This is a genomic window from Limnobacter litoralis, assembly GCF_030160455.1.
In the GTDB taxonomy this organism is placed as follows: domain Bacteria; phylum Pseudomonadota; class Gammaproteobacteria; order Burkholderiales; family Burkholderiaceae_B; genus Limnobacter; species Limnobacter litoralis.
In genome coordinates, this window is sequence record NZ_BSOJ01000009.1 from 208,367 (window position 1) to 234,708 (window position 26,342).

The 26,342-nt window shown below is 52.7% G+C and carries 26 protein-coding genes; 12 read left to right on the forward strand and 14 right to left on the reverse strand.

The window, feature by feature from the left end; translation table 11 throughout:
- Positions 1–35 precede the first annotated feature (35 nt).
- Both QQJ87_RS05155 and QQJ87_RS05160 read left to right on the forward strand, forming a co-directional pair.
- Positions 36–1,670 (forward strand): 3-(methylthio)propionyl-CoA ligase, encoded by a 1,635-nt coding sequence (locus QQJ87_RS05155; RefSeq protein WP_284280357.1) that lies wholly within the window; start codon positions 36–38, stop codon positions 1,668–1,670.
- Positions 1,671–1,686: 16 nt separating this feature from the next.
- Entirely contained in the window at positions 1,687–1,989 is a 303-nt protein-coding gene (locus QQJ87_RS05160) for a Dabb family protein (RefSeq protein ID WP_284280358.1), read from the forward strand.
- Here QQJ87_RS05160 and QQJ87_RS05165 read toward each other — a convergent pair.
- From QQJ87_RS05165 to ygfZ, 3 genes are read right to left on the reverse strand one after another with little or no spacing between them, the layout of a single operon-like run.
- The gene (locus QQJ87_RS05165) at positions 1,955–2,752 is read right to left on the reverse strand and encodes an NRDE family protein (protein ID WP_284280359.1); all 798 of its coding nucleotides are present in this window, start codon (positions 2,750–2,752) and stop codon (positions 1,955–1,957) included. The two genes, QQJ87_RS05160 and QQJ87_RS05165, sit on opposite strands and share 35 nt — an antisense overlap.
- 2 nt (positions 2,753–2,754) lie before the next feature.
- Entirely contained in the window at positions 2,755–3,060 is a 306-nt protein-coding gene (locus tag QQJ87_RS05170) for a DUF4936 family protein (RefSeq protein WP_284280360.1), read from the reverse strand.
- Positions 3,057–3,989, reverse strand: coding sequence for a CAF17-like 4Fe-4S cluster assembly/insertion protein YgfZ (gene ygfZ, locus QQJ87_RS05175; RefSeq protein ID WP_284280361.1), 933 nt, complete (start codon positions 3,987–3,989; stop codon positions 3,057–3,059). Before ygfZ ends, QQJ87_RS05170 begins: the two co-directional genes overlap by 4 nt.
- Before the next feature lie 130 nt (positions 3,990–4,119).
- Here ygfZ and mltG point away from each other — a divergent pair, with 130 nt between their 5' ends.
- From mltG to QQJ87_RS05205, 6 genes are read left to right on the forward strand one after another with little or no spacing between them, the layout of a single operon-like run.
- The gene (gene mltG / locus QQJ87_RS05180) at positions 4,120–5,160 is read left to right on the forward strand and encodes an endolytic transglycosylase MltG (protein WP_284280363.1); all 1,041 of its coding nucleotides are present in this window, start codon (positions 4,120–4,122) and stop codon (positions 5,158–5,160) included.
- An 8-nt stretch (positions 5,161–5,168) separates the two neighbouring features.
- A complete protein-coding gene (gene tmk, locus QQJ87_RS05185; RefSeq protein ID WP_284280364.1) occupies positions 5,169–5,825 on the forward strand; it encodes a dTMP kinase in 657 nt (218 codons plus the stop codon).
- A 2-nt stretch (positions 5,826–5,827) separates the two neighbouring features.
- A complete protein-coding gene (locus tag QQJ87_RS05190) occupies positions 5,828–6,847 on the forward strand; it encodes a hypothetical protein (RefSeq protein ID WP_284280365.1) in 1,020 nt (339 codons plus the stop codon).
- An 11-nt stretch (positions 6,848–6,858) separates the two neighbouring features.
- Positions 6,859–7,233 carry a PilZ domain-containing protein gene (locus tag QQJ87_RS05195; protein WP_284280366.1) on the forward strand — a complete coding sequence of 125 codons (375 nt, stop codon included), beginning with the start codon at positions 6,859–6,861 and terminating at the stop codon, positions 7,231–7,233.
- A complete protein-coding gene (locus tag QQJ87_RS05200; RefSeq protein ID WP_284280367.1) occupies positions 7,233–8,012 on the forward strand; it encodes a TatD family hydrolase in 780 nt (259 codons plus the stop codon). Before QQJ87_RS05195 ends, QQJ87_RS05200 begins: the two co-directional genes overlap by 1 nt.
- A gap of 9 nt (positions 8,013–8,021) precedes the next feature.
- The gene (locus tag QQJ87_RS05205) at positions 8,022–8,711 is read left to right on the forward strand and encodes an ankyrin repeat domain-containing protein (RefSeq protein ID WP_284280368.1); all 690 of its coding nucleotides are present in this window, start codon (positions 8,022–8,024) and stop codon (positions 8,709–8,711) included.
- Between the two features lie 14 nt (positions 8,712–8,725).
- Here the strand turns inward: QQJ87_RS05205 and QQJ87_RS05210 are convergent, their stop codons facing one another.
- Together QQJ87_RS05210 and QQJ87_RS05215 are read right to left on the reverse strand one after the other, a co-directional pair.
- Positions 8,726–10,336 carry a methyl-accepting chemotaxis protein gene (locus tag QQJ87_RS05210; protein WP_284280369.1) on the reverse strand — a complete coding sequence of 537 codons (1,611 nt, stop codon included), beginning with the start codon at positions 10,334–10,336 and terminating at the stop codon, positions 8,726–8,728.
- Between the two features lie 98 nt (positions 10,337–10,434).
- On the reverse strand, positions 10,435–10,584 hold the full coding sequence (locus QQJ87_RS05215) for a hypothetical protein (RefSeq protein ID WP_284280371.1): 150 nt from the start codon (positions 10,582–10,584) through the stop codon (positions 10,435–10,437).
- 220 nt (positions 10,585–10,804) lie between these two features.
- Here QQJ87_RS05215 and QQJ87_RS05220 point away from each other — a divergent pair, with 220 nt between their 5' ends.
- A complete protein-coding gene (locus tag QQJ87_RS05220; protein ID WP_284280372.1) occupies positions 10,805–12,682 on the forward strand; it encodes a potassium transporter Kup in 1,878 nt (625 codons plus the stop codon).
- Between the two features lie 183 nt (positions 12,683–12,865).
- Entirely contained in the window at positions 12,866–14,347 is a 1,482-nt protein-coding gene (locus QQJ87_RS05225; protein WP_284280373.1) for a SulP family inorganic anion transporter, read from the forward strand.
- Between the two features lie 10 nt (positions 14,348–14,357).
- Here QQJ87_RS05225 and QQJ87_RS05230 read toward each other — a convergent pair whose 3' ends face one another.
- From QQJ87_RS05230 to QQJ87_RS05270, 9 genes are all read right to left on the reverse strand, one after another.
- Complete coding sequence (locus QQJ87_RS05230) at positions 14,358–15,017, reverse strand: DedA family protein (protein WP_284280374.1); 660 nt, start codon at positions 15,015–15,017, stop codon at positions 14,358–14,360.
- A 21-nt stretch (positions 15,018–15,038) separates the two neighbouring features.
- The gene (locus tag QQJ87_RS05235) at positions 15,039–18,137 is read right to left on the reverse strand and encodes an efflux RND transporter permease subunit (RefSeq protein ID WP_284280375.1); all 3,099 of its coding nucleotides are present in this window, start codon (positions 18,135–18,137) and stop codon (positions 15,039–15,041) included.
- Between the two features lie 24 nt (positions 18,138–18,161).
- Positions 18,162–19,232: a hypothetical protein gene (locus QQJ87_RS05240; RefSeq protein WP_284280376.1), complete on the reverse strand. Its 1,071-nt coding sequence runs from the start codon at positions 19,230–19,232 to the stop codon at positions 18,162–18,164.
- On the reverse strand, positions 19,229–20,626 hold the full coding sequence (locus tag QQJ87_RS05245; RefSeq protein ID WP_284280377.1) for a TolC family protein: 1,398 nt from the start codon (positions 20,624–20,626) through the stop codon (positions 19,229–19,231). The genes QQJ87_RS05240 and QQJ87_RS05245 overlap by 4 nt, the downstream gene beginning before the upstream one ends.
- 16 nt (positions 20,627–20,642) lie before the next feature.
- Positions 20,643–22,001, reverse strand: a complete 1,359-nt coding sequence (locus QQJ87_RS05250; RefSeq protein ID WP_284280378.1) for an ATP-binding protein — start codon at positions 21,999–22,001, stop codon at positions 20,643–20,645.
- Positions 21,977–22,642, reverse strand: coding sequence for a response regulator transcription factor (locus QQJ87_RS05255; protein WP_284280379.1), 666 nt, complete (start codon positions 22,640–22,642; stop codon positions 21,977–21,979). The genes QQJ87_RS05250 and QQJ87_RS05255 overlap by 25 nt, the downstream gene beginning before the upstream one ends.
- Before the next feature lie 24 nt (positions 22,643–22,666).
- Positions 22,667–23,443 (reverse strand): COG4705 family protein, encoded by a 777-nt coding sequence (locus tag QQJ87_RS05260; RefSeq protein WP_284280380.1) that lies wholly within the window; start codon positions 23,441–23,443, stop codon positions 22,667–22,669.
- Positions 23,440–24,210, reverse strand: a complete 771-nt coding sequence (locus tag QQJ87_RS05265; RefSeq protein ID WP_284280381.1) for a COG4705 family protein — start codon at positions 24,208–24,210, stop codon at positions 23,440–23,442. Before QQJ87_RS05265 ends, QQJ87_RS05260 begins: the two co-directional genes overlap by 4 nt.
- 86 nt (positions 24,211–24,296) lie before the next feature.
- Complete coding sequence (locus QQJ87_RS05270; RefSeq protein WP_284280382.1) at positions 24,297–25,256, reverse strand: cation diffusion facilitator family transporter; 960 nt, start codon at positions 25,254–25,256, stop codon at positions 24,297–24,299.
- 183 nt (positions 25,257–25,439) lie between these two features.
- Between QQJ87_RS05270 and tnpA the strand changes: the two genes are divergently transcribed.
- Both tnpA and tnpB read left to right on the forward strand, forming a co-directional pair.
- On the forward strand, positions 25,440–25,895 hold the full coding sequence (gene tnpA / locus QQJ87_RS05275; protein WP_284280384.1) for an IS66-like element accessory protein TnpA: 456 nt from the start codon (positions 25,440–25,442) through the stop codon (positions 25,893–25,895).
- Positions 25,892–26,239 (forward strand): IS66 family insertion sequence element accessory protein TnpB, encoded by a 348-nt coding sequence (gene tnpB / locus QQJ87_RS05280; RefSeq protein ID WP_284280386.1) that lies wholly within the window; start codon positions 25,892–25,894, stop codon positions 26,237–26,239. Before tnpA ends, tnpB begins: the two co-directional genes overlap by 4 nt.
- The last annotated feature ends 103 nt before the right edge of the window (positions 26,240–26,342 follow it).

Consider the following 26,342-nt stretch of genomic DNA (forward strand, 5'->3'; position numbering starts at 1 on the left):
AACACCTTATTACAACACACAAAGGAGACGAGGCGATGCAAGGTTTGATGATGCACATGCCATTGCTGATTTCATCCATTCTGGATCACGCTGAAAGGCACCACCCGCACGTGGAAGTGGTTTCAAGAAGAACAGAAGGAGACATTCACCGCAGCAACTACGCGACAATCGCAAAGCGTGCGCGCCAGTTGGCCAACAAGCTGACTTCAGAAGGCGTTAAAAAAGGCGAGAACATTGCCACACTCGCCTGGAATGGTTATCGCCACGTTGAGATTTACTATGCGGTGTCGGGCATGGGGGCCGTGGTTCACACGCTGAACCCCCGACTGTTTCCCGAGCAATTGGTCTACATTATCAACCATGCCAAAGACACGACGGTGTTTTTCGACAGCACGTTTGCGCCATTGGTCAAAGCAGTTGCTCCGGCTTGTCCCACGGTCAAGCGATGGGTGCTGATGTGCGATTCTGATCGCATGCCTGCTGATCCGCCTGTGGCAGGTCTGTTGAACTATGAAGATTTTTTGAAGGGACAATCGGACGAGTTCGTCTGGCCGCAACTTGATGAGCAGGATGCCTCCAGCCTTTGCTACACCTCAGGCACCACGGGCAACCCGAAAGGTGCCCTGTATTCCCACCGATCAACGGTGTTGCACGCCATGGGCGCCTGTATGCCAGATGCGCTGGGAATCAGCAGCCGAGACGCTGTGATGCCGGTGGTGCCCATGTTCCACGTCAATGCCTGGGGCTTGCCTTACATCGCGGCCATGGTCGGCGCGAAGATGGTCATGCCAGGCGCAGGAATGGATGGTGAATCCCTGTACCGGCTCATGGAAGACGAGAAGGTCAATTTCTCGGCGGGTGTCCCAACCGTCTGGCTGGGGCTGCTGAATTATGTTCAACAAAACAAGCTGAAGTTCAGCACCTTCCGGCACACCGTGATTGGCGGCTCAGCTTGCCCGCCAGCCATGATCAAGGCGCTGAATGACCTTGACGTTCAGGTGGTTCACGCTTGGGGGATGACCGAACTATCCCCCCTGGGAACGGTGTGCCGACTCAATGCCGATCACCTTGAGTTGCCGCTTGAAAAGCAACGGGAAGTGCTGTTGCGGCAGGGCAAAGTGATCTATGGCGTCGACATGCGGATCGTCAATGACGACGGCGAGGATCTGCCTTGGGACGGCAATGCTTTTGGTGATTTGCTGGTGCGCGGGCATTGGGTGATCAATGCGTATTACGGTGGGGAAGGCGAGAAGGCGTTTTCTACAGACAAAGAGGGTAAGCGCTGGTTTTCAACGGGAGACGTCTCGAAAATTCATCCTGACGGTTACATGCAGATTACCGATCGCAGCAAAGATGTGATCAAGTCTGGCGGTGAATGGATCAGTTCAATCGATCTGGAAAACGTGGCAATGGCTCATCCTGCTGTGCATGAAGCCGCTGTGATTGCCGTGCGCCACCCCAAATGGGATGAGCGTCCCCTGTTGATCGTGGTCAAGAAGCCTGGGGCGGAGCTGACTGCAAAAGAAATGCTTCATTTTTACGAGGGCAAAGTCGCGAAAATGAGTATTCCTGACGCGGTGGAGTTTGTGGATGAAATTCCGCACACCGCCACTGGTAAAATCCAGAAATTGAAGTTGCGTGAGCTCTTCAAGGACTACCAATTGACTTAACAGGAATCAGCAGCAAATGATCAAGCACATCGTATTCTGGCAACTCAAAGACGAGGCCAATGGCAAATCAAAGCAGGAAAACATGCAGTTGGTGAAGGAAAAACTGCTTTCTTGCGCAAACGTGGTGCCGGGCATTGTGGCATTTGAAGTGGGCATGGGCGGCGGCAAACTGCAATGCACATACGATGTGGCTTTGTATTCTGCTTTTGAGAACGAGGCTGCACTGGATGCTTATCAAGTGCACCCTGATCATCAGGCCATCAAGGCTTTTATTGGTTCAGTGGTCAGCGCGCGTCAGTGCATGGACTACGAAGTGTAATGTCGAGTTGAACCGCAGGGCCCAATGCCTCGCCATTGGGTCCGAAACTGACCTCTGTCAGTTTGCAAACACCCTCTGATGTCACAACAAGCACCGTGCTGCAACGTGTGCCATACACCGGCGACACAATTTTTGTAGCCGACAGCATTTTTTCCCACGCATAAGGCACCCCTGTAGACGGCAAGACGGCGTCCTCAGCGGTCGCTTCATCGGCGAGCAGATCAAGACCAGACCTCGTGATTTCGTCCACCGACAGTTGAGAACTGCGCATCAAGTCTTTCAGACCCTTGGCCAACTTCTCTGATTTGGGCCACATGTCGTTCAGCGCGCCATTGGACAGCACGTGGATGCCCGGTGTCAGTGTTTGCGGACCTTGACCAGCTTGGTTGCTGAGGTAAGTCATCGCCACCATGTCTGATTTCAGTTCCCCAGCGATGAGATTGAAGCCTGCGTATTGCTGCGACTGCAATTCATCGGGCAATGCACCGCCCGTGAGATATTGGGTAATCAGATGGCCGCGGCTGGGGGCATCGGTGCCTTTGTTCAGGGCTGCATTTCTGACGTTGGTCAGTAGGCCAAACTGACCTCTAGGGTTGATGCCCAGCCAAGTGCCGCCAGATTGAAGGTCTTTGCCTGCAACAATGTCATGGTCGGACCAGCGATGCAAAGGGGCTGCCGCACGTTGGTGGAATTCATCCCGATTGGCAAGGCACACAAACGGGAAGCTTCCCTCGGGGTTGATGTGAAAGGCTGCAAGGCACATGATCAGGCGTCTGCTTGAAGGACGAAGAGTTCGGTGTGGCGGTCGCACTCAGGCTTTTCTCCCAGTTCGACTTGCACGATCTGGTCGAGACGGGCCTGCGCCTCGAAGGGGTTTCCTTCAGCAAATTCGTAAATTTCCATCAGGGTGATGACGGGCTTTCCATCTTCATCTGCCCGCCGCATCAGCCGGGTGGCTGCACCACTCTGATTCGCCATTTGCTGCATGATTTTCTTGCTTTGCAAACAGGCGCTGGCCAGCGCTGCCGGGTCAACCTTGTAGTAAACGTACAGTGCGTAGGAAACCTTCATGCGTACTGGTTGCCCTTGGCTTGAATGTCATAAGGTGGCAATTGAATGCGCTGAAGGGGTATTTTTTGACCGTTTGAGTCCACGCTGAGTTTTGATTCGCTTTGCAAGGCGATGTCAACCGGACATTCAAACAGGACCAGACATTGACCACCATCCATTGCGGCATTTACTACCTGGCCAACGGGTTCGTTGTCTTTGCCTTCAAGCCAAATGTCGGATTTTTCAGCCACAGGTGCATCCACCTCAATAAGCCCTATTACGCTGCGTTTTTTACTTTTCCCCAAATAATGGCTTCGGGCAACCACTTCCTGGCCCGGGTAGCAGCCTTTGTCGAATGACACGCCACCGATCAGGTCGAAGTTGATCTGCTGGGGGACAAACTCCTCCCAGGTTGAGGGTGTGACCATGGGTATGCCCAGCTTGATGAGTGCGACTGAAAAAGCGTTGTCTGCCAGTGTGCCATGGCCGTCTGCTGAATGTGCATCGGGTGACTCTGCTTGAGGGTTCAATTGCAGCGCGCAGGGGTCCGATTGCCCAGGCAATGCACGCAGCGAGATGTGAAGCGAACCATCGTCAAGGACAGATTTTGTCATCGCATCGCCCGGACGCGCTTGAAGGAAATTGATCTGATATTGATTGGAGACATTTTCAAGAACAACTTTGCTTCTTAAGACAAACATCCGAAGGCGTTTAATGAGTGGCTCAATGAGCCCTCGATGAGTCAACATCAAATAAGCGTCTTCATGTCGAATGACAATAAAGCTGGCCAATTGCCGACCCTTGGCCGTGCAGTAGCCGGCCAAAGTGACCTTGTTTGGGCTGAGTGATGCAATGGCCTGCGTCATTTGGGCCTGCAAAAACGCAGTGCTGTCTGCACCTGTTACTCGCACCAAACCCATGTGGGTTAAATTAACAGTTGCAATATTCAATTTGAATCCTAAAATGAACGATCACAGTCAAATAGAGTGACAATTTTCGCGGGTTGTTCAGATCATCATGTTCCATTCTAAACCGATCTGTTACCTTTAGCGGCTGTTGAATTTTGCAGAGAGTCAACGAGTGGTCCACCCCAAAAAGAAGAAGCAAAAAACTGGCACTCAAGCAAAGCCGAGGCCCTTGCTGATTCTTTCCATACTTGCTTTCATCGTACTGGCGTTTGCCGGCCTGGTGTACGGCTTGTTGAGCCTCGACATTCCACGCGAAAAAGCAGAAGTTTACGTCCGAATTGAGCAAGGTTTTTCAGCCAGACAGGTTGGAAAGGCCTTGCGGTCCAGCGGGCTGGAAATCGAGCCCAGTGTCTTTGTGCTGGCGGCCAACCTGCTGCATGCCGGTAACAAATTGAAGGCGGGCTACTACAGCATTCCCCCCGGATTGAACACGCTTCAGCTGATCGATTACCTGAAAAGTGGCAAAGGAATGGTCTTCGACTCGATCACGTTTGTTGAGGGAAGTACCGCGCTCGAAATTTTGACCAATTTGAAAAACACGGCAGACTTGCGCGACGACCTAGGGAATGCAAGCGAACCTGACTTAGCTCGAAGATTCAATCTTGAAAGCGGCAACCTGGAAGGCTGGATTTCGCCAGACACTTTCAAATATTCGCCTGGAACCAAACTGTCTGAAGTGCTGATCAACGCGATTGAACTTCAAAAGTCGATATTGGACAAGGCTTGGGCATCAAGAGACTTGAATGTGCCGTTGAACAACCCGTATGAGGCGCTTATTCTGGCCTCCATCGTCGAGAAAGAGACCGGGCGTGCGTCGGATCGGGCTGCGATTGCGAGCGTCTTCGAAAATCGCTTAAAAGCGGGCATGCCACTTCAAACCGACCCCACGGTCATTTACGGGCTGGGAAAAGCATTCAATGGCAACCTGACCCGCAAACATCTGGAAACAGACGGCATTTACAACACTTACCTGCGAACCGGCTTGCCACCCACACCGATATGCAGCCCGGGCAAAGCAGCGCTGGAAGCCGTACTTCACCCAGCCAAGACGAATTATTATTATTTTGTGGCGCGGGGCGATGGCACAACACACTTTAGCGAAAACCTCAGCGAACACAATGTCGCTGTAAGAAAATATCAGTTGGGTAAATAACACTGACCATGACGATACGCAGGGGACGATTCATCAGTTTTGAGGGAGTTGACGGTGCAGGCAAGTCCACGCACATTCAACGCGTCAAAGAAGCGATTGAAAGTCGCGGACATCGGTGTGAAGTCACCCGAGAACCCGGCGGAACCGCGTTAAGCGAAAAAATTCGGGAACTGGTGCTGCATGACGACATGCAAACGAGAACAGAGTTGTTGTTAATGTATGCAGCGCGTGTCGAGCATGTTGAAACACGAATCAAACCCGCGTTAAACGCCGGAATCTGGATTCTGACAGACCGATTTGAAGACTCCAGCTTTGCGTATCAAGGGCAGGGCAATAACCCGGGCTGGCCGGAATGTGAGGCCTTGAGCCAGTGGGCCTTGAACGGCTTTTGTCCTGACCTCACCTTTCTGTTCGATCTGCCTGTGTCTGTTTCAATGCAGCGCGTGACTGCGCGTCAGGGGCAGACCGATCGGTTCGAGGTTAGACCGCAAGCCTACATTGAATTGGTTCGGCAGGGGTTTTTGCGCAGAGCCGATGAGCACCCGGGTCGCGTCAAAGTGCTGGATGCACAGCAGGCTGAGGATGCGGTGGGCAAGCAGGTGCTTGAAATCTTTCTGGAATTCATGAAATTCAACGATGGCCTTGATGCCATTGGTGAGGGGTAGGTGTGACCGAAGCTGTCTTTTCTGCCCCATGGCTGAAGGCCTTATATCGTGAATTAAATCAATTCGCGGCTCACACGCAGTCTCCGGTTCTCGTGCATGGCCAGCAGCGTCGTGGGCTTTTGTCGGTTGCCAATCAATGGGCTGCCTTTCGACTGTGTGAGCAGCCTGTGGGCGATCAGGCTTGCGAGCACTGCGCCGCCTGTCACATGCGCCAGGGTGGAAATCATCCCGACTTGCAAGTGCTCTGCCCTCAAAGTGTTTCCCTGGAAATGGGATTCCCCTTGGAGCTGAAAACGGGGACCAAGCCCAGTCAAGAGATTCGCGTCGATGATGTGCGCCAGTTGCAGTCTTTTTTGCACACCGCATCCAGTCGTGGGCATGAGCGAATCGTGTTGGTTTACCCCTTCGATGCGCTCAATCTGAATGCAGCCAATGCGCTGCTTAAAATTCTTGAAGAGCCCGGAGAGGGATTGAGATTTGTGCTGATCGGGCACAAGCCTGAACATCTATTGCCCACGATACGCTCACGTTGTCAGTCATTGGCTGCCACCGAGCCAGATTACAAAGAGGCCGTGACCTGGTTGAAGGGGCTCAGCGTTGCCGAGCCTGAAGTTGCTTTTAGCCTGGCGATGAATGATCCGTTTGATGCGCTTGATCTGTCAAACAACCAAATTGATCAACTGGGTTTGCGCAAAAAGTGGGTGGATTGGCTGGTGTCGCCCGAACAACAGAATCAGCTGCCTGCAGGCCTTGAAAAAATGGGGTTTCCGGTTGCAGTGGAGTTGGCCCAGCGGGTGTGTGCAGATTTGTCTGCGGTGTGTCAGGGCGGGACTGTTGAGGTGTTTCCCTGGTTGGCTCCCCGTGTGTTGTGGGCCAAGCGCATCAGCTTGCAATCGTTGTCTCGGGTGTTTGCGCTGCTGACTCGGCAAAGTGCGATTGCAGAGCATCCGCTTAACCCCCGTTTGGCGCTAGAGTTTGTGGCACAAGAATGGCACAATCAACTCGTTAAAACGCAATCTTGACGACAGGCTGAATGAACCAGATGCTGAACAATGGCAATACGCAGGGGGCCCGCCCCTGGATGCACACCCTTAACCTGCTTGACAAGGCGACGGTTTCGAAGCACTACATGCCATTTATCAAGGGCGGTGGCGTGTTTCTTGAAACCGAAAAGGAATACCAGCTGAAAGACCCGGTGTTTGTGTTGCTGACAGTGGGTGAAGAGGGTAAGAAATTTCCCGTCAATGGCCGGGTGGTCTGGGTGTGTGGCAGCAATGCGCGTGGCGACAGGCCACGTGGCATCGGCGTTCAGTTTCCGAAAGATGAGACAGGTGAAAGTGCACGGAGCACAATCGAGGAGATGACGGGTAAAATGTTTTGGTCTTTACCAAAATCAGCAACCTTGTAGTGTTTACAGATTCCCATTGCCATCTAGATTTTGAGGGTTTGGTTGAAAACCTGCCCGACATCCTTGTCCGAATGCAGCAGGCCAATGTCAGCCGGGCACTCTGCATCTCCGTCCAGCTTGAGGACTTTCCCAATGTTTTGAAACTTGCGGAAGACCACGATCACCTGTGGGCAACCGTGGGCGTACACCCGGACTATGAAGACATCACTGAGCCCACGGTGGAACGCTTGGTCGAACTGGCCGCTCATCCAAAAGTGATCGGCATCGGCGAGACGGGGCTTGATTACTTTCGCCTGAAAGGCGATTTGACCTGGCAGAGAAACCGCTTTCGAACGCATTTAAGGGCAGCCAACCAGCTTGGAATGCCTGTGATTGTTCATACGAGAAATGCAGGCGAAGACACGCTAGCCATTTTAAGGGAAGAAAATGTCATGGCCTGTGGTGGCGTGATTCACTGCTTCACCGAGTCCATTGATTTTGCCCGGCAGGCGCTGGACATGGGCATGTACATTTCCTTTTCTGGCATCGTCAGTTTCAAGAATGCGGCCGATCTTCGGGAAGTGGCGCGTTTTGTGCCGATGGACCGAATTCTCATAGAGACAGATTCTCCATACCTTGCCCCCGTTCCACACCGCGGCAAAACCAATGAGCCCAGCTTTGTGCCGCATGTGGCTCAAGTCATCGCGGATGAACGTCAAATGCCTCTGGAAGAAGTGGGTATGTGCACCAGTCAGAATTTTGAACGTTTGTTCAAGCTGGCAGAACTGAAAGTAGGCTGAGGTACTCAGATGACTCGCTTTAAGGTGGCATTCGCCGGAATTCTTTGTTTTCTAGCCTTGCATGGCGTTGCCTTTGCAGGCAGCTACACGGATTTCTTTCGTGCAATTTCAAATGACGACGACGGCACAGTGCGCAGTTTGATGCTGCGTGGCTTTGACCCCAATACACTCACTGAAGAGGGTCAACCGGCCATCAGCTTTGCGATGTACAAGGGCGCTGCCAAGTGCGTTCGGGTTTTGTTGTTGTCGAAGCACCTCAATGTGAATCAGGCTGACATGCATGGTGATACGCCCATTATGGTGGCCAGCGCGCTGGATAACTCGGGGTGGGTGGCCGCTTTGATCAGTGAGGGCGCTTCTGTGAACCGGCCTGGCCAGTGGGCACCGCTACATTACGCGGCCGCTTCCGGCAGTTTGAAGGCAGTCCAGATGTTGCTGGATGCGGGCGCTGACATCAACGCCAAATCGGCCAATGGCACCACCCCTTTGATGATGGCCGCTCGGGAAAACAAGGCGGAGGTTGCGCGTTATCTGTTGCAGAAAGGGGCAGACCCTTCTGTGGTGAATCAGTCTGAATACAACGCAGCTGGCTATGCCATGCGGGCGAAAAACAAAGACCTGGCCATGGACATCATGAAAAAGGAAAAGGCATTGCGAGATTCAAGATCTCAGGCCAATGCCAGTACAAAATCCTCTTAATGCCCGGTTTTCACTTACAGACTGGCCTCGAAGTGTTTAACCAGCGTACGCAGCTCGGAAGAGGTGGAGGCAAGCTGTTGAGCCGATCCCTCAAGTTGCTTGATGCCGGCGACGTTGCTTTCGGTCAGTGCGCTCATGCGCTCCATGCTGTTGGCCACCTCAAGCGATGCAGCAGACTGCTGTTCCAGCATGGCTGAAATATCGCGTGCTGAGTCGGCCACGCCCTTACTGGCTGATTTGATGTCTTCCAGGCTCTGATTGGCCTCCAGAATCAATGCCGTGCCATTGTTGACCTCTTTGACTGCCACTTCCATGGTTTGAAGCGCTTGTTGGGTGCCATTTTGAACGTCCTCGACCGTACAGGCGATTTCCGAGGTGGAGGCTCTTGTCATTTCTGCCAGTTTTCGAACTTCATCTGCAACAACCGCGAAACCACGTCCTGTTTCGCCGGCGCGGGCCGCTTCGATGGCTGCGTTCAGGGCCAACAGGTTGGTCTTTTCCGCAATTTCCTTGATCGTTTTGGTGACATTGCTGATTTTTGACACGGCGTGGTTCAATTCTTCAATATTTGAGCGCGCCTGCTGAACCACCTCTGACACTTGTTGTGTCGCTTGGGTGGAGCGTTGCATGCTTGTGCTACCCATATCCACCACAGACATGGCGCTGTTGGCGTAATCTGAACTCTTGTTGGTTGCTTCAGAAATTTCTGAAACAGAGACGGACAACTCTTCAAGCGCTGCGGCCACCCCGTTGATGCCGTCGGATTGTTGGCGAGACCGGTCCATCAAATTGTTGGCCAGTTGGTTCAATTGATTGGCGTCGTCACGGACTTTCGAAGAACTGGAAACCACGTCAGCAATGATGGCTCGCATATTGACCTGCATACTTCTGAAGCCTGCGAAAATGCTGTTGAATTCGCGGACTGGTGAGGCGGGTGTTTCAAACTTGAAGTTGCCTTCGGCGAGCGCTTGCAGCGTATTTTGTGTATTGTTGACCAAGTTGTTGCATTGCCCTTTGATCCAGAACATGCCCCAAAAAGCCAACACCAACCCAGCAATTGAAAAGGCTGTGTTTGCCCAGCCAAATGGAAGCAGGGTGCCCAAACTGACCAGGCTAGGCACCACACAGGCAACAATCAAATCGACCATGAAAGGGCGGCCTGCCTTGATGGGCGTGCGTGGCATCTTTTTTTCACCACGGTTGATTGCGTCGTAGAGCGCCTGTGCGTCGTTCTTTTGTTTTTCTGTGGGGCATGAGCGTACGGACATGTAACCGATTTTTTTGCCGTTTTCAGTCAGTGGGGTGACGTAAGCGTCAACCCAGTAGTAGCCGCCGTCTTTACAGCGGTTTTTGACCAAACCGCGCCATGGTTGATCTTGACGAATGGTGTTCCAGAGGTCTTCAAACGCTTCTCTTGGCATGTCGGGATGGCGCACCACATTGTGCGGCTGACCCAGCAATTCCTCTTTGGTAAAGCCTGAAATGTCAACGAATGCGGGATTGGCAAAGGTAATTTTGCCCTTGGCGTCGGTTTTTGTAACAATCGGATTCTTGGGGTCAAGAAGACGTTCCTGGGAGGTCACGGCTACTGACATTCTTGCTACACGGCCTTTTTGAGCTGACATGGTCTTTTCCGGTGAAGTCGACTGATGATGGTTATCATAGTGGTTGACTCACCCAATTAACCCTGCCAGTAAAAGGGTATTTCACCCTCTGTTTGAAATCAGCTGACTTCTCTCACCGTCGGAAGTTGAACCACATTGATGACATGCGTGACGTTTCGAAGAAGGTCTTCGCTTTGCTGCAGGGCAGCACGTGGCCAATCTGGGAAGATTGCGCAACTGATCAAGGTCAGAAACAAAATCTTGTGCATGTTAAAGCTCTCCTGAATACAACTTAAGGGTTTACACATAGATCATTACGTACCCAATTGAACTGATCGAGATCGCAAGATTGGGTGGGGCTAGCCCTGGGTTGCCCCAAATGGGTAAATGTGCTGTAGGCAGTCTGAATCATCAAATTTGAACTGGGTTGGAGTTTTGATCCGAATTTTGGATCAAAATGTGCGGGTACAACAAAAGCAAGGAAGAACTTTGACTGACAAGGCCCAATCAAGCAGCGTGGCAGCCCTCACGCTGGGTGCAATCGGCGTAGTTTATGGGGACATCGGTACCAGCCCCTTGTACACCATGAAAGAGGTATTCTCACCCGAGTACGGCGTGGCGCTTGTTCAGGCCAATGTGCTGGGTGTTGTGTCCATGATCGTCTGGGGGCTGACGTTCTTCGTCTCCCTGAAATATGTCACTCTGATTTTGCGAGCAGACAACCGCGGCGAGGGCGGCATCATGGCTTTGGTGGCCTTGACGCTTTCTGCGGTTGGAAGAAATTCACGGTTTTACAGCATGCTTTGTCTGATTGGCCTGATCGGTGCAGCCCTGTTTTTTGGGGACGGTGTAATCACTCCCGCCATCTCGGTTTTATCCGCGGTTGAAGGCTTGCAAGTGGCAGCACCTCATTTCAAGCCTTTCATCATTCCGACTACGGTCATGATTTTGACATGTCTGTATTGGATACAGCATCGAGGTACTGGGGGTATCAGTCGGTTGGTGGGTCCAATCATGCTGGTTTGGTTTGTGTTGCTTGCGGGCCTTGGCATTGTGAACATCATTCAGAACCCGGTGGTTCTGAAAGCCCTGAACCCTTATTACGCATTTCTGTTTGTGATTGAAAACCGGGGAATCGCGTTTGTTGCGTTGGGGGCGATTGTGTTGGCCTTTACAGGTGCTGAGGCACTGTATGCCGACATGGGTCACTTTGGAAAATCGCCCATTCGACGCGCCTGGTTCTGTGTCGTTTTTCCGAGCCTTTCCCTCAATTACCTCGGGCAGGGCGGCTTGTTGCTGGCCCACCCAGAGTTTGTGACCAACCCGTTTTACCAGCAGTTGGGGCCCTGGAGCGTGTTTCCGCTGCTGGTCATGGCTACGATTGCAACCATCATTGCGTCGCAGGCAACCATTTCAGGCACCTACTCGATTGTGCAGCAAGCCATTTCCCTGGGTTTCTTGCCACGCATGAAAATTGTCTACACGTCTGCGGTTGAAAAAGGACAGATTTTCATTCCCCTGATCAACTGGTTGCAGTATGCGGCTGTTGTTGGGGCTGTTGTTCTGTTTGGTGAATCCTCCAATCTGGCAACGGCTTATGGCATCGCGGTCACTCTGACCATGTTGATGACCACAATCCTGACTTTCTTTGTGATCCGCTACAAGTGGAAGATGAATCTTGCTTTGTGCTTGGCTGTGACAGGCCTGTTCACAGTGTTCGACTCGGTCCTGTTCGCTGCCAATACCCTCAAGCTGGAGGAGGGCGGCTGGTTCCCTGTGCTGTTGGGCGTCATCATGTTTGTCATCATGCTGACCTGGCGTGATGGTCGAGAACTGGTCAAAGAGAGACTCAATCGGGATTTCATGCCTCTGAAAGATTTTCTGGGTTCCCTGTTTATTCAACCACCAACACGAGTGCCTGGCACGGCGGTGTTTTTCAGGCCCATCGGTGAGGGCGTTCCACACGCCATGCTGCAAAACATGATTCACAACAAAGTGATTCATGAGCGAATCATCTTTTTGACTTTGTACATTTTGGACGAGCCCGCCGTGGACGATGCGGACCGTATCCGCATTGAGTCGCTCGGTGAAAACTGCTTTATCCTGAATGTGTATTACGGCTTCAAGGAAAATGCGGACATTCCAGCTGCGCTAGACGAGTGCGAGCGTTTTGGCATGGAAATTTCACCCATGGAAACCTCGTATTTCATTTCACGCCAGAACATCATTCCCAAGTTTGACAGCGAGATGGCGCCATGGCGTGAGGTGTTGTATTCGGTGATGGCCCGAAACGCTCGAGACGCTGCCGATTATTACCAAGTGCCCTCCAACCGGGTGATTGAGTTGGGCAGTCAAGTCGAAATTTAGGTTCGTATTGCTTGACGCAAGTGGCTTGCATTGCTATGGTTCGGCCTTCCCGTTCGATCGCAATGCTTGTTACCTGTGTAGATTTACTTTTCAAAACAGCACCTTTGTTTGCTGCCAATTTCTCCTGTTCTGTTACCCGGGTTCTCGCTGAATAATGCGTTAACCCCCATTTCTTTGTAAAAAATGATGAAAGACTTGAAGTCGGACTGGTTTTCCAATGTCCGCAACGATGTGTTGTCTGGTTTAGTGGTTGCTTTGGCGCTGATTCCTGAAGCCATTGCCTTTTCGATTATTGCTGGGGTCGACCCTCAGGTCGGGCTGTACGCCGCGTTTTCTGTGGCCACCGTGAGTGCGTTTGCCGGTGGGCGCCCCGGCATGATTTCTGCAGCCACGGGGGCAATGGCGCTGGTGATGGTGACGTTGGTCAAACAGCATGGACTTGAATACCTGTTCGCTGCAACGGTACTTACAGGTGTATTGCAAGTGCTGGCTGGTTATTTGAAGCTAGGGCGGATGATGCGATTCGTGTCTCGCTCAGTCATCACCGGTTTTGTGAACGCCCTCGCCATTTTGATTTTCATGGCCCAATTGCCTGAGCTTATCCACGTGTCTTGGTTGGTGTACCCAATGGTTGCTGGTGGCTTGGCCATCATCTATTTGTTGCCCTTGGTGACCAAGGCTGTGCCATCGCCCCTGGTTGCAATCGTGGTGTTGACGGCTGTCAGCGTGGGCTTTGGTTTTGACATACACACAGTGGGTGACATGGGCCGCTTGCCCAGCGCGTTGCCAGCATTCGCGTTACCCAACGTTCCGTTTAATCTCCAAACCCTGCTGATCATTTTTCCCTATTCATTAACGCTGATGGTTGTGGGCCTTCTTGAGTCCCTGATGACCGCGCAAATTGTGGATGATTTCACAGATACACCCAGCAATAAAAATCGAGAATGTGTAGGGCAGGGCTTGTCCAATGTGGTCACCGGTTTGATCGGTGGCATGGCAGGTTGCGCCATGATTGGTCAGTCCATGGTCAACATGAAGTCTGGCGGAAGAGGGCGTTTGTCTACGCTGGTGGCAGGGGTGATGTTGCTGGTACTCGTGGTTTTTCTCGGCAAGTATGTTGCGATGATCCCGATGGCGGCCTTGGTGGCTGTGATGATCATGGTGTCGATTGGCACTTTCAACTGGAGTTCAATGCGTGGCTTACAAGCGCATCCAAAAAGCTCAAGCGCAGTCATGCTGGCCACAGTCGCGATGACTGTGGGTACCCACAACCTGGCTTTGGGCGTTTTGACGGGTGTTTTATTGTCGGGTTTCTTCTTTGCCAACAAGGTGGGTCGCATTTTAAAGGTGACTTCAGCGTTTAACACTGACACGGGGTGCCGCAGTTATTCGGTCAATGGGCAGGTTTTTTTCGCGTCAGCCGAACAATTCGTGCAGTCGTTTAACACACGCGAGTCGCTTCATTCGGTGCGCATTAATCTTCATCAGGCCCATTTCTGGGACATTACCGCCGTGAGTGCGCTGGATCAGGTTGTACTGAAGTTTCGACGGGAAGGCGTCGAGGTGCTTGTGGATGGCCTGAATGAAGCAAGTCGAACCCTGATGGACAGGTTTGCCTTGCACGACAAAGGGAGCACCCCTGCATCTGCAGTGAGTGCCCATTGAATTTTGCCGACTATTGACTACTTCTTGTTTTGCGTGCCTGCCTTTGCTTCCAGATTCCGACAAAGGTGGGCACGAGACTAATGGCAACAATGACCATGACCATGGCAGACAGGTTCTGCTTGATGAATGGAATGTTGCCAAACGCGTGACCAAGATAAACCAGGCTGCCCACCCAGGTGAACGCGCCGATCACGCTGAAGGTTAAGAACCTGGGGTAGTGCATGCGCCCAAGCCCCGCCACGAAGGGTGCGAAGGTGCGAATAATGGGCACGAAACGCGCAAGAACAACCGTTTTGCCGCCATGACGAGCATAGAACTCTTCAGTGGCTGTCAGGTGATCTCGCCGGAATATTTTGGAGTCTGGATTGGCAAACAGCTTCAGGCCGAAAACCCGCGCGGTCAGGTAGTTGATGTTGTCTCCAAACACTGCTGCAAACGCCAGCAGCAACACCAGTGTGTGGGTGTTCAGTTCGGGTGATGTGGCCGCAAGCGCACCTGCCACGAACAGCAAAGAATCGCCGGGCAAAAAGGGTAAAACGATGAACCCTGTTTCACCGAAAATGATCAAAAACAGGATGAGATAGACCCACTGCCCATAACTTTGAATAAGCGCGCTGAGATGAACGTCCAGATGAAGGACGAAGTCGATGAAGAAATGAATGAGTTCCATATTTTTTTAAAGTAAAGGTGTTTAAACCGGTTCATCGAAATTAGATTTAAATTGCCCATAACGCAGAGCAATGGCTGGTAGCACGAGCAGGTTCAAAAGTGTCGATGTGATCAGCCCACCCAAAATCACTATAGCCATCGGGCCTTCTATTTCGTTGCCCGCTGCATCACTGGCCAAAGCCAGGGGCAGAAGTCCCAAACCTGTGACTGCCGCAGTCATGAGTATGGGTATCAGTCTTTCCGTGGCTCCATGCCAGACGGTTTTGGCATTCCAGTGCATGCCATCCACCCTGATTAAATGATCGAAATGGGTGATCAGCATAATGGAATTGCGAAGCGTGATACCAAACAGTGTGACAAAACCCACCAAGGAGCCAAGTGAAAGATTGCCCCCTGTGGCTAGTAGGGCGAGCACACCACCAACCAGTGCAAACGGCAGGTTAGCCATCACAAGTAAAACGTGCCTTATTCGCCTTAAGGCCAGATACAGCAAGAGCACCACTCCAATGAGTGCAACACCCGAGCCCATCAGTAGATTTTGCTGGGATTGACGGCGGGCCTGTTCTTCACCGGAGAACAGTATGTAAGTGCCTGGGGGCATGTTGATCTGGCGTGCAATTTCAGCCTGTGCCTGTGAGACAAAACTGCTGATTGAGCGCCCGCGTACGCCGCATGACACGGTTTGAACCCGTTGGCCATTGAGATGTTGAATTTGGCTGCGGCCGTTGTCCAGACTGATGTCTGCTAGAGATTTCAATTCGACCAAGGCTCCTGTCGGGGTGCGCAGCGTCAACTTCCCGACCCGTTCAACACTGTTGCGCTCACCCGGTGCCAGCGAGACAGTGACATCGCGAGGCTGGTTGCCCAGATACACCTGGGCAGCACGCGTGCCTTCGTAGGCGGTGTGAAGGGTCTCAAGGACGTCGGTTGTTGAGAGCCCCCACCTCGATAGGGCCTGGTGCTTCAGGCGAACATTGAGCTCCGGCTGGTATTGAATTGCACCAAGGCGTAGACCGACGATGCCGGGAATGTTTTGCAGCACCTGGGCTACTTCGGAGGCTTTGTGGTCGATGACATCGAGATCGGGTCCGTAGATGTTGATTGCCACGGGTGCAGTCACACCGGAGATACTTTCATCGATGCGCTCGGTCAGAAACGTGTTTGCAGAGGCGATGATACCGGGGAACTTTGCAAGTGTCTGTTCAATGCCAACAAGCGCGCGCCGGTGCTCCGCCGGGGATAACGGATTCAGATCGACCTCGATTTCACTGACGTTTACGCCAGTTGGGTCAACGACCTGATCGGCACGTCCTGCACGTTGGGCAACCAGCCTGACACCGGGTATTTTCAACAATTCACGGGTAAGATTTGTGCCGACTCGCATGGACTCTGCCAGCGATGAACCAGGGGCAAGCGCCATGTGCACCACATAATGTCCTTCCTTCAGTTCTGGTATCAGGCTCGCCTTCATGAGTGGAAGCGCAAGTAACGCCGCAGAACAGACAAGGATCACCGTCAGGAATACTGCCTTGTTGTGGTTTTCAACGTGGGCCAATAGTTTGCCGTATCGGTTTTTAAGCCATGTGACGAAGCGCGTTTCATGGCTTGAATCCCGATCGTTTGTGAGCAACAGGCAACACAGGGCCGGTGTAAGCGTGAGAGCAACAAACAGGGATGCAAAAATGGCCAGAACATAGGACAGTGCCAATGGCGCAAACAGCTTACCCGCAACGCCTGTCAGTGTGAGTACTGGCAAGAAAACGAGCGCAACAATCAGTGTTGCATAGACGACAGCACTGCGTACTTCTACAGAGGCATTCAGAACCACCCTGCTGACTGGCAGAGGTTCGGACAGAAGGCGATTTTGCCGAAGCCGACGGAATATGTTTTCAACGTCAACGACTGCATCATCAACCACTTCGCCCAACGCGATCGCCAATCCACCTAAAGTCATGGTGTTCAGGCTGATGCCGAGTTTGTCCAGAACGATGATGGCTGTCAACAGGGAAAGTGGAATGGCGAGCGTGGAGATCAGGGCTGTTCGTGCATTGTACAAAAACAGGAAGAGCACAGTGATGACCAGTATGCCCCCCAGAACCAGGGCTGTTCGAAGGTGTCCAATTGCGGTGTCGATGAACGCTGCCGGTCTGAATATATCGGGATGCAGGGTGACCTTTTCTTCACGTAGTACAGGCGCCAGTGCATTGAGCGTCTGCATCACTTTGTCTGACGTGGATTTCAGGTCGGCACCGTATTGGCTTTCAATCACCAGTGTGACCGCAGGTTTGCCATTGATGGCCGTTGCACCCACGGCGGGTGCCGGTGCTTCGGTGACTTTGGCAACATCGCCAATGCGAAGCACCTTGCCGTTCGTGACGCGAACTGGGGCGCTGGCAAGTTCATGGGCACTCAGTGTCTGACCACGGGTGTTGATGGTGATTCGCTGGTTGGCAGTCTCCACGTATCCGGTCCCGAGCACTCCTGTTGCACGCTTTGCCGCAACGACCAGGTCATGAAGTGTGAGCCCGAGGGTGTCCAGTTTTGTGGGTTCAGCCTGAATCTGGAATTGCGGAACGGCCCCGCCAAAAACGATGGCATCCGCAACGCCTGGAATGCGCATGAGTTGTGGTTTGACCGTCCACTGTGCCAGAGTGGTGAGTTCTGTCAATGAACGCGATGAGGATGTCAGCCCGGCAATCAAGGTGACATTGGTTGATGACGTGGGGGGAAGCAGCGTCGGATTTTTTACGGCTTCAGGCAGAGTTCCTTTCAGGGTATTCAGGCGTTCTGCAGTCAGTTGCCTGAGTTTGAAAAGGTCGGCGTGATCTTTGAATGTCAGTGTGACTACCGAAAGGCCCTGCATGGATTTGGAGCGCATGGCCTGTAGTCCGAGCGTGCCTGCAAGGGCGTCTTCAATGGGTTGCGTGACAAGGGTCTCAACCTGTCCTGAGGTCATTCCCGGTGCCTCTGTGTGAATTACAGCCATGGGTGGTGCAAATTCCGGGAAAACATCCTGGGGAGCGTGTAATAGAGTCTGGATGCCATATACAGACAACACGCATGCCAGGGCAATTACAACACCTCTAAACCGGATCGAAATGCGAATCAGGGCATTCAACATGTGGTGTAACCTGTCAGTGTGGGGTCAGTCATCGCATTCCGGGTCTTTGCACACCGCCACAGAGTTGGGAGGGGGGCGCAGTTCGTCCGAAAGCAGCAGCTGTGATCCGCGCATTACCACAATTTCGCCGGCTTTGAATGATTGGTTGGCAAAATAGCCGTCTTTGAGGCTTTTGTCGGACGCAAGGGGGCGCCTTTCAAAATGGGTGTTGTCAAGCTTGATATAGACCCAGGGTTGGCCGCCAAACCACACCAGCGCCTGTGACGGAATGCGTACACCCTTCAGATTGTGAGCCTCTGTCTTGACGAGTCTGGCAGGCATTCGGGTGCCAGCGGGCAGGGTGGCATTCACAAGATAAAGAAATGCCGGGCCTTCCATGAAAGGGTCGATCACTGGTGCTGCGGACAGGTAGGCGGCGTTGATGTCTGGCATCGACGGCAATTCAAGATGGTCTTTGTGGGTGGGTGTGAATGTACTGTCCGGTGGCAGGGCAATCCTGACAATACAGCTTTGCCCGATCTGCAGGCGTTTGAATTCCCCGGATGCGGTTTCAGCGAAATGCTTCAGGCTTGGGCCGAATTGCTGCTGTATTTGTGAAAGCAGTGCGTCGCTGCTGGCCTGTGCAGAAATGAGTTTTGCACGGAGATTTGCCACGTTTGCCTGCGTGTCCTGCAGGGTTTGGGCCGATATGTTTTGTCCATCCGAATACAGCGTCTGGTTCCGTTTCAGGGTTTTCTCGGCAAGACGGACTTCAAGCTGGGCGGCCCTGGTCTCGGCGAGGGCACCTTGAAGACGGGCCGCCAGCGAGAAGTAGCCGTCCAGGTTCAGTATATTTGCCTGGGCGTTTGCCGCCTCTGCCCAAGAGGCCTCAGTGAGCGCTTGAGTGGTGATTCCTCCAAGCGTCTGACCATTCGGGCTAACGTAAACAACTGCAAAGCCGTTGGACGTGCTTACGTCACCATGAGGGGTTGTATTGTGTCGGGAAACATTCTCGCTCCTCTTTTCGCCGTGCAGGGTTTCATACACCGTGGTTGAAATTGGTATTGCCGCGAGTAAAACCACCAGAGCTGACAGTTTGGCTTTTTTGAGTTTCATGGTTGGCGTGGCGAATGAGGTTCGGGTTGTTGGCCTTCTTGGTCGTACAGTGGTCTTTGAAGGGTGTTTTCAAGCTGGCCGATTGCAGCTTGAAAGGTGTACCAGTTAGAGAGTTGTTGAATCTCCGCCCGATTGGCGCTGCGCTTGGCCAGCACAACTTCAAGCCTGCTTTGGGAACCGACCTGGAATGCACGGTTTGCAGCTGCAGCCTGACGTTGCTGCAGGCTTAGTATCTGCTCGGATTTGTCAAGGTTTTCCCGAGCCAAGTGGACAGACTGTATCGCGTGTGAACAGGCGTTCAGTGCGTGTTGCTGAACAATTTCGGCTGAGGCTAACGCTTCTGCCAGACCTGCGCGGGCTTGGTCAATTTCGCCCGAGTTGCCATGAAACACAGGCAAATTGCTGAAAGAGGGGGTAAAGCTGTATTTGTTTTCTCCCTGGTCAAACAAATAACCCACGCCCAGTGACAGATCGGGGTATTGTCGTGCCACAGCCAATTGCAGGGTGGCTTGTTGAACCCTGTATCTGGCCAGTGCAATTTGCATGTCCGCCCTGTTTTCAAGCGCAAGGTGTTGCATGATGCGTGAGGGCAAAGCGGGAATTTGGCCCTCGAAGAGGCCAAAATCGAATTGTTGGTTTTGTAGCGCCCCCAGTGGTAGTCCCAGCGCATCGGCCAGTGCTGTCAGTGCATTCAAGTGCTTTTCTGAAAGTTGTGAACGCAGCAGTTGAGCCTTGATCAGGCTGCCTTGTTCAATCGCAAGTTCGTTGGCAGAGACTGCACCGACAGTCAGGCGTTTCTGCATCATGGCAACAAGGTCTGATTCAAGGCTGATTTGTCGGTCGAGCAGGGTGCTTTGCCGTACAGTTCGGGCCAGATCAAGCAAATTTTTCCGCAGGGTACTGCGCAGTTGCCAGGCTTGTTGCCCAAGTTCCAGCCGGGCAACATCACCCAAGGCGCGAGCGCGATTCGCAATTGCAACGCGTTTGCCACCCAAATCAATCGGTATGTCGAATGTCAGCCCGTATGTCCACGGTTTCATGGCCGCAGAGGCGTATTGCAGCGGCACGGAAAGTGCAGGGTTTGGCTGCAATTCAGCGGAGCGGGTTTCTGATTCCGCCTTTTTTAAACGTGCCCTCGCTGCATCCAGGCTTGGGCTGAAATAAAAACCCACTCTGGTCAACTGATCAAGAGTCCAGCCACCTTGTGGAACCCCGGCGGTGTAGCGCAGGTAGTCGAGCAGACCGGGATCGTTCAGGCTTCGTTGTTCGAAGGACTCTGCCATGGTCTGTGGCTGCAATGGCACGGTTTTTTCGCTGGCGCAACCCGTGGCCAGTGCGATCGCCAGGCTGCCCATGATTTGTATTGATTTGTGAATAATTTCCTTTGATTTCATGGCTTGGGCTGGGCTGTCATGCTGTACCCTGGGTGTTTGTGAACGTCAGTTTGACCGTTAATCCGTTCTTTTGATCGCTGTTGGGGCTTATTAATTCAATGGTTCCATTTGAGTTTTCCATGATCTTTTTTACGATGGCCAAGCCAAGGCCGGAGCCCGTCTCGCCAGAACCAAGAATGCGGTAGAAGGAGTCGAACACGCGCTGTTGTTCGGTCTGTGCAATACCAGGGCCATTGTCTATGACTTCAAGCATCGGCCCCGTGTCGGTCATGCAGCTTTGAATCGTGACCTTGCCACCCACCGGCGTGTAACGGACTGCGTTGTCAATCAGGTTGCGCAGCAGCGTAAAAAGCTGCAGTTCAGACAGTGGGAGCTCGATGTCAAGATTGCCTTCAGCACCCAGATCGATGCGCTTAAGCGTGGCTGTGTACATGCATTCCTCAAGTACACGGCGTAGTGTCTGCTTCAAAGGTGTTTGTGGTCGCTTTTCTTCGCTGTTTGATTCTGTCCTGGCCAATTCAAGCAGTTGCTCAAGCAGTTTGCGTGTTCGTTCAAGCCCTTCCTGCATTTTTTTGAAGCGCTGAGCAGATTCAGGCTTGAGTTCGGTGGCGTCGACCAGTTCCATTTGAAGGGAGAGCGCCGTCAGTGGGGAGCGCAGTTCGTGGGCTGCATCGGCGATGAATTGACGCTGTGTTTCCATGCCTTTTTTGATGCGAGCAAACTGACGGTTGATCGCGGTGCCGAATGGATGAATTTCATCGGGCAGCAAATCGTCGTCCATTGGGTCCATGTCTCCGGGGGATCTCTGGTCGAGTTCATCGGCAAGTCGCTGAAGCGGAACAAAGAGTTTGCCTATGATGTCCGCCACCAAATAAAGCAGTACCGGGATGAGCAGCACCGCTGGCATCAGGGTGCGCAAAGCCGAGTCCCCTGCGATTTCATCGCGGACGCTGGTGTCTTGTGCCACGGCAATTTGTGTGCCGTCTTTCAGGGTTCTTGCGAAAACGCGGTATTGGGTGTTGTTCACGCGGACGGTCTGAAAACCGTCTGTCAAGTGGACGAGAAAAAGATTGCTGTCTGCCGCAGACTTGAACACCTCACCACTGTTGTTGCGGTATTGGACAATTACTTTTGTTTCCGGGTCTTCGGGATCGTTTGTACGTTGCTTGGCACGCTCTACGAAAGGCAGGTGGGTGGGGCTGAAATGCAGGGTTATTTCGTGCAGGGTGTCATCCTGCAACTCGTGGGCTTCTTCGTAGGCAAATTTGAGCGAAAAAATGGCCAACAGAGCCGAAATCGAAACGATTGCAACGCTAAGAAAAACCGACAGACGAAAGCGGATGGACTTCTTCAGTCGTCTTTTGAAACCATCCATCCCATACCTCTGACGTTTTTGATGGTGTCGAACCCCAGCTTTTTGCGCAGGGAATGAATCAGAAATTCAATGGCTTTGCTTTCAACTTCTTCACCCCAGCCGTAAATTCGGTCTTCAAGGTCTGATCGTGAAAGTATGGCGCCCGGGCGTAGTAGAAGGGCCTCCAGCAACATGTATTCACGCGGGCTTAAGACAATGGGGCCGGCTTCTTCACTTCGAGCTTCTTTTGTAACCGGATTCAAGCTGACTTTGCTTGTGCCAAGAATGGGATTTGCCCGCCCCGATTTACGACGCATGACTGCTTGGATGCGGGCCCACAATTCAGCGAATTGAAAGGGCTTGACAATGTAATCATCAGCGCCCTGATTCAAGCCAGCAATTTTATGTTCAACGGCATCCCGAGCGGTCAGAATGATCACTGGAATGTCACTGCCGCCGGACCTGATTTGCTGAAGGACAGTCATGCCGTCTTTGCCCGGCAAACCCAGGTCCAGCAGGACTAGGTCATAATGTTGCGCAGCCAGGGAGGTTAGCGCCGAGCCGCCATCTTTTACCCAGTCAACCACGCAGGCCGACTTTGTCAGCGAGTCAAGGACAGCCTCGCCAATCATGGGGTCGTCTTCTACCAGCAAAAATCGCATGATGAATGTGGCTCCTGCTGGGTGTCAGTGAGCTGTGCGTGCGGCGCGGTGTTTAAACGCAAACAAGCAAAGCAGCATGAAACTGATCAACACGGCTGAAGCTGTGAATCGACTGAGGTCAAGTCCACCTGCCGAAATAGGTTTGTCCAGAAAATCGCCGACCACAGCACCCAAGGGCCTTGTCAGAATGAACGCAGCCCAAAACAGCACTGTTTTTGAAATGCGGGTTTTGTAGTGAACCAATACGATGAGTGCAAGCAGTGCACCAAACACCAACGCCCCTCCTGAGTAACCCAAACCTGCGGAGTCGGCAGTCCAATCGCCCAGCGCTGTGCCCAGCGTTTGAGAGAACATGATGGTTACCCAGTAAAACAGTTCAGCTTTGCCCGTGGTGATGGATGACACAGAGATGGTACCCATTGATTTTTGCCAAACAAACAGTGACAAGGCCAACAGACTCAAAAGCAGGGTACTGCCGCCCAGGTAACCGATGCCCAATGAACGATCGGCAAAGTCTGCCAAGGTTGTACCTACCGTGGTGGTTGCAATAATTGTAAGCCAGTAAAGGGCAGGATGAAATTGCTTGGCTTTGATTTGCGCAACCACTGCTGCTAAAAATACCACGGCAAACAGGCCAGTGCTGACAAGGTAACCCAGGTTCAAAGACATGGAGACCGCATCTCCGCCAGTTTCACCAAGGGTGGTGGCGACAATCTTCATTAACCAGAAAATCAGAGTGACTTCAGGTACTTTTGTGAGTGCAGCCGTGGAGGCGCTTTCGTAACGATTTAATTTATTCATGATTGCTTCCTGCTCAATTGTGCATAGGTCACCAGCACGATGATGACCGAAAGAAATATAGCGCTGATGTGCATCGTACCCAGATCAAGACCGCCACTGTCTTTGGGTTGCGTCAACAGGTCGCCTAAAGACGCGCCGAATGGTCTTGTGATGACGTATGCGACCCAGAATGTCAGGACCGGGCTACCCCCAGTCTTGAAGGACACCCAGGTCAATGCGATGGCGACACCAAACAAAACAGACCCCACTGTGAAGCCCAGCCCGAATGCCTCAGTTGCCAAGTCGCCCGCCGCAGTACCCAGCGCAAACGTGCACAAAATGGTGATCCAATAAAACATTTCACGGCGAGGGGTGTCAATGTCGTGGATGGACAGTGTGCGCTCGAATTTGTGCCACAGCCAGAAAGACAGGACCAACAGGCCAGAAAACACGCCAGTGCTGACGTACAGGCTGACTCCCAAATGGTCGGTTAAAAAATCGGTAATTTGAGTGCCCACAATACTAATCAGAACCACCACCAGCCAATACCGCCAGGGCGTGTACTGTCGACTTCTGAATTGAACTGCCAATGCAGCCAGTAGCAGAGTCATCATGATGCCCATCGTAACTGTGAGCCCCAAGCCCACATCGACCGCCAGGTAATCGGCAGCCGTTTCACCGACGGTTGTGGAAAGGATTTTGATCAGCCAAAAGGCCAGGGTGATTTCAGGTACTTTGACCAGCCAGTGACGCTTGGCTGCTTGAGTGGTCGGGTTTTGAATATTCACGATGCAGTCTACCTTGTGTGAATTGGATGATCTGCATCATGCGCATTGGAAGTTAGGACTTGGTTAGTAAACGAATAATTCGCCAATCAAGCCTTTACCAAGGTACAAACATGGTGGGTGGTGCCCTGTTCAATTTGCAGTGTGCTGTGGTGAATGCCGTGATCGTGAGCAAGACTGTGCATGACAGCATCCATGAACTCATCGCCCGGGTAGCCATCGGGTGTGACCAAATGCACGGTCAGCGCGTTTTCGGTGGTGCTGACGCCCCACACATGCAGATCGTGAATGCTGCTCACACCCGGCAAATTGCGCAGGTAGTTTTCAATGTTTTTCAGGTTGACCTTCTGGGGCACTGCATGAACCGAGAGTTCGAGTGATTCACGCAACAAGTCCCAGGTTCCATACACAATGACCAGCACGATCACGAGACTGACGGCTGGGTCTAGCCACTGCCAGCCCGTGTAAGTCATGACAAACCCGGCGATGACCACCCCGAGGGAGACGGCAGCGTCAGCCGCCATGTGCAAGTATGCCCCCCGAATATTAAGGTCGTGTTTGCTTCCGCGCATAAACAGCCATGCAGAGAAACTGTTGACCAGTATGCCAATACCGGCAACGATCATCACCGTGTTTCCAGCCACAGGGGAGGGGGCCCAGAATCGTTGAACAGCCTCCCATGCAATGGCCCCACAAGCCACCAGCAACAAAGCGGCGTTGGCTGTGGCTGCAAGAATGGATGAGCCACGCAAGCCATAGGTGAATCGTCGGTTTGGCTCCTTTTTGGCCAATTCTGCCGCTGCCCAAGCCAGCAACAAACCCAGTACATCTGAGAGGTTGTGTCCTGCGTCGGCCATCAACGCGGTGGAGTTGGCCAAAAAACCGTAGACAAATTCAATAACGACAAAAAGCGTGTTGACACCCACGGCCAACGCAAAGGCCAAACCAAAATCATTGGGCAATTCATGGTGATGATGGTGGTGACCATGATGCTTGTCGTGGTCGTGCTCGTGGCCGTGATCGTCGTGATGATTGTGGGAATGAGGCATGGTGTTTGACAGGGTCCAATTGCAAAAACTCGAACGCCATTGTAACTCGCTGGCTTACCGATCAAGTTTGAGCAAATTCTAAAAATGACGCAGGGACAAAGGTAAGCGTCATGCCAGTACCTCCTTTCCGGCTGCGTTAAATTTGTAGAAAGTAGTCCCCACTAAAAATTAGTGGGGATCAAATTGTCTACAGTACCTATTCAAGCTCAACGGGCATTTCGCAAGGGCAGACCCAATTATCCGCTGGCATTTAAAACCGAGGTGGCCATGGCAGCCAGCGAGCCTGGCGTGTCAGTGGCCAGCGTGGCCCTTGCACATGGGCTGAACACCAACATGGTGTTCAGGTGGCGTCGTGATTATCGTGCAGGGTTACTCACCGCAGACAATATGAAGCCCACCTTGGTCCCGGTCAGCGTGGTGCATTCGAATACCCCTGCTGATATTTCAACCGTTAATGTAACCGAGAAGCCTAGGGCTACCGCATCCGTAGTGCCAACACCCCGGCCTCGCAGCCAAGGTCCATCAGGGTTGATTGAAATTGAACTGAACGGCGCCCGAATTTGTGTGCACGGCATAGTGGAGTCCGAACAACTGCGCCTTGTCTTGCAGTGTTTGTCTGATACGGTTGAACCGGCATGATCGCGCCACCCTCGGGAACACGCATCTGGCTGGCTGCGGGTCACACCGACATGCGCCGTGGCATGGACGGTTTGGCCGCGCTGGTGCAAACCACACTTGAACACGATCCATTCTGCGGCCATGTGTTCATCTTCCGTGGTCGGCGTGGCGACCTGGTCAAACTGCTGTGGTTCAGTGGCGATGGCATGAACCTGTACGCCAAGCGGCTTGAGCGGGGCCGGTTCATTTGGCCCCAGGCTCACAATGGCAGTGTGCATTTAAGCGCGGCCCAACTGTCGATGTTGCTTGAGGGTATTGACTGGCGAAGGCCTGAACGCACCTGGCAGCCCACACAGGCGGCATGAGCAGACCACATGCGCAGATGCATACACAAATTATGACCAGCACATAAGATGATGAAATTCACTGGGGCTGCGGCTTTAACACGATGCAGCTTGTTTTATAATT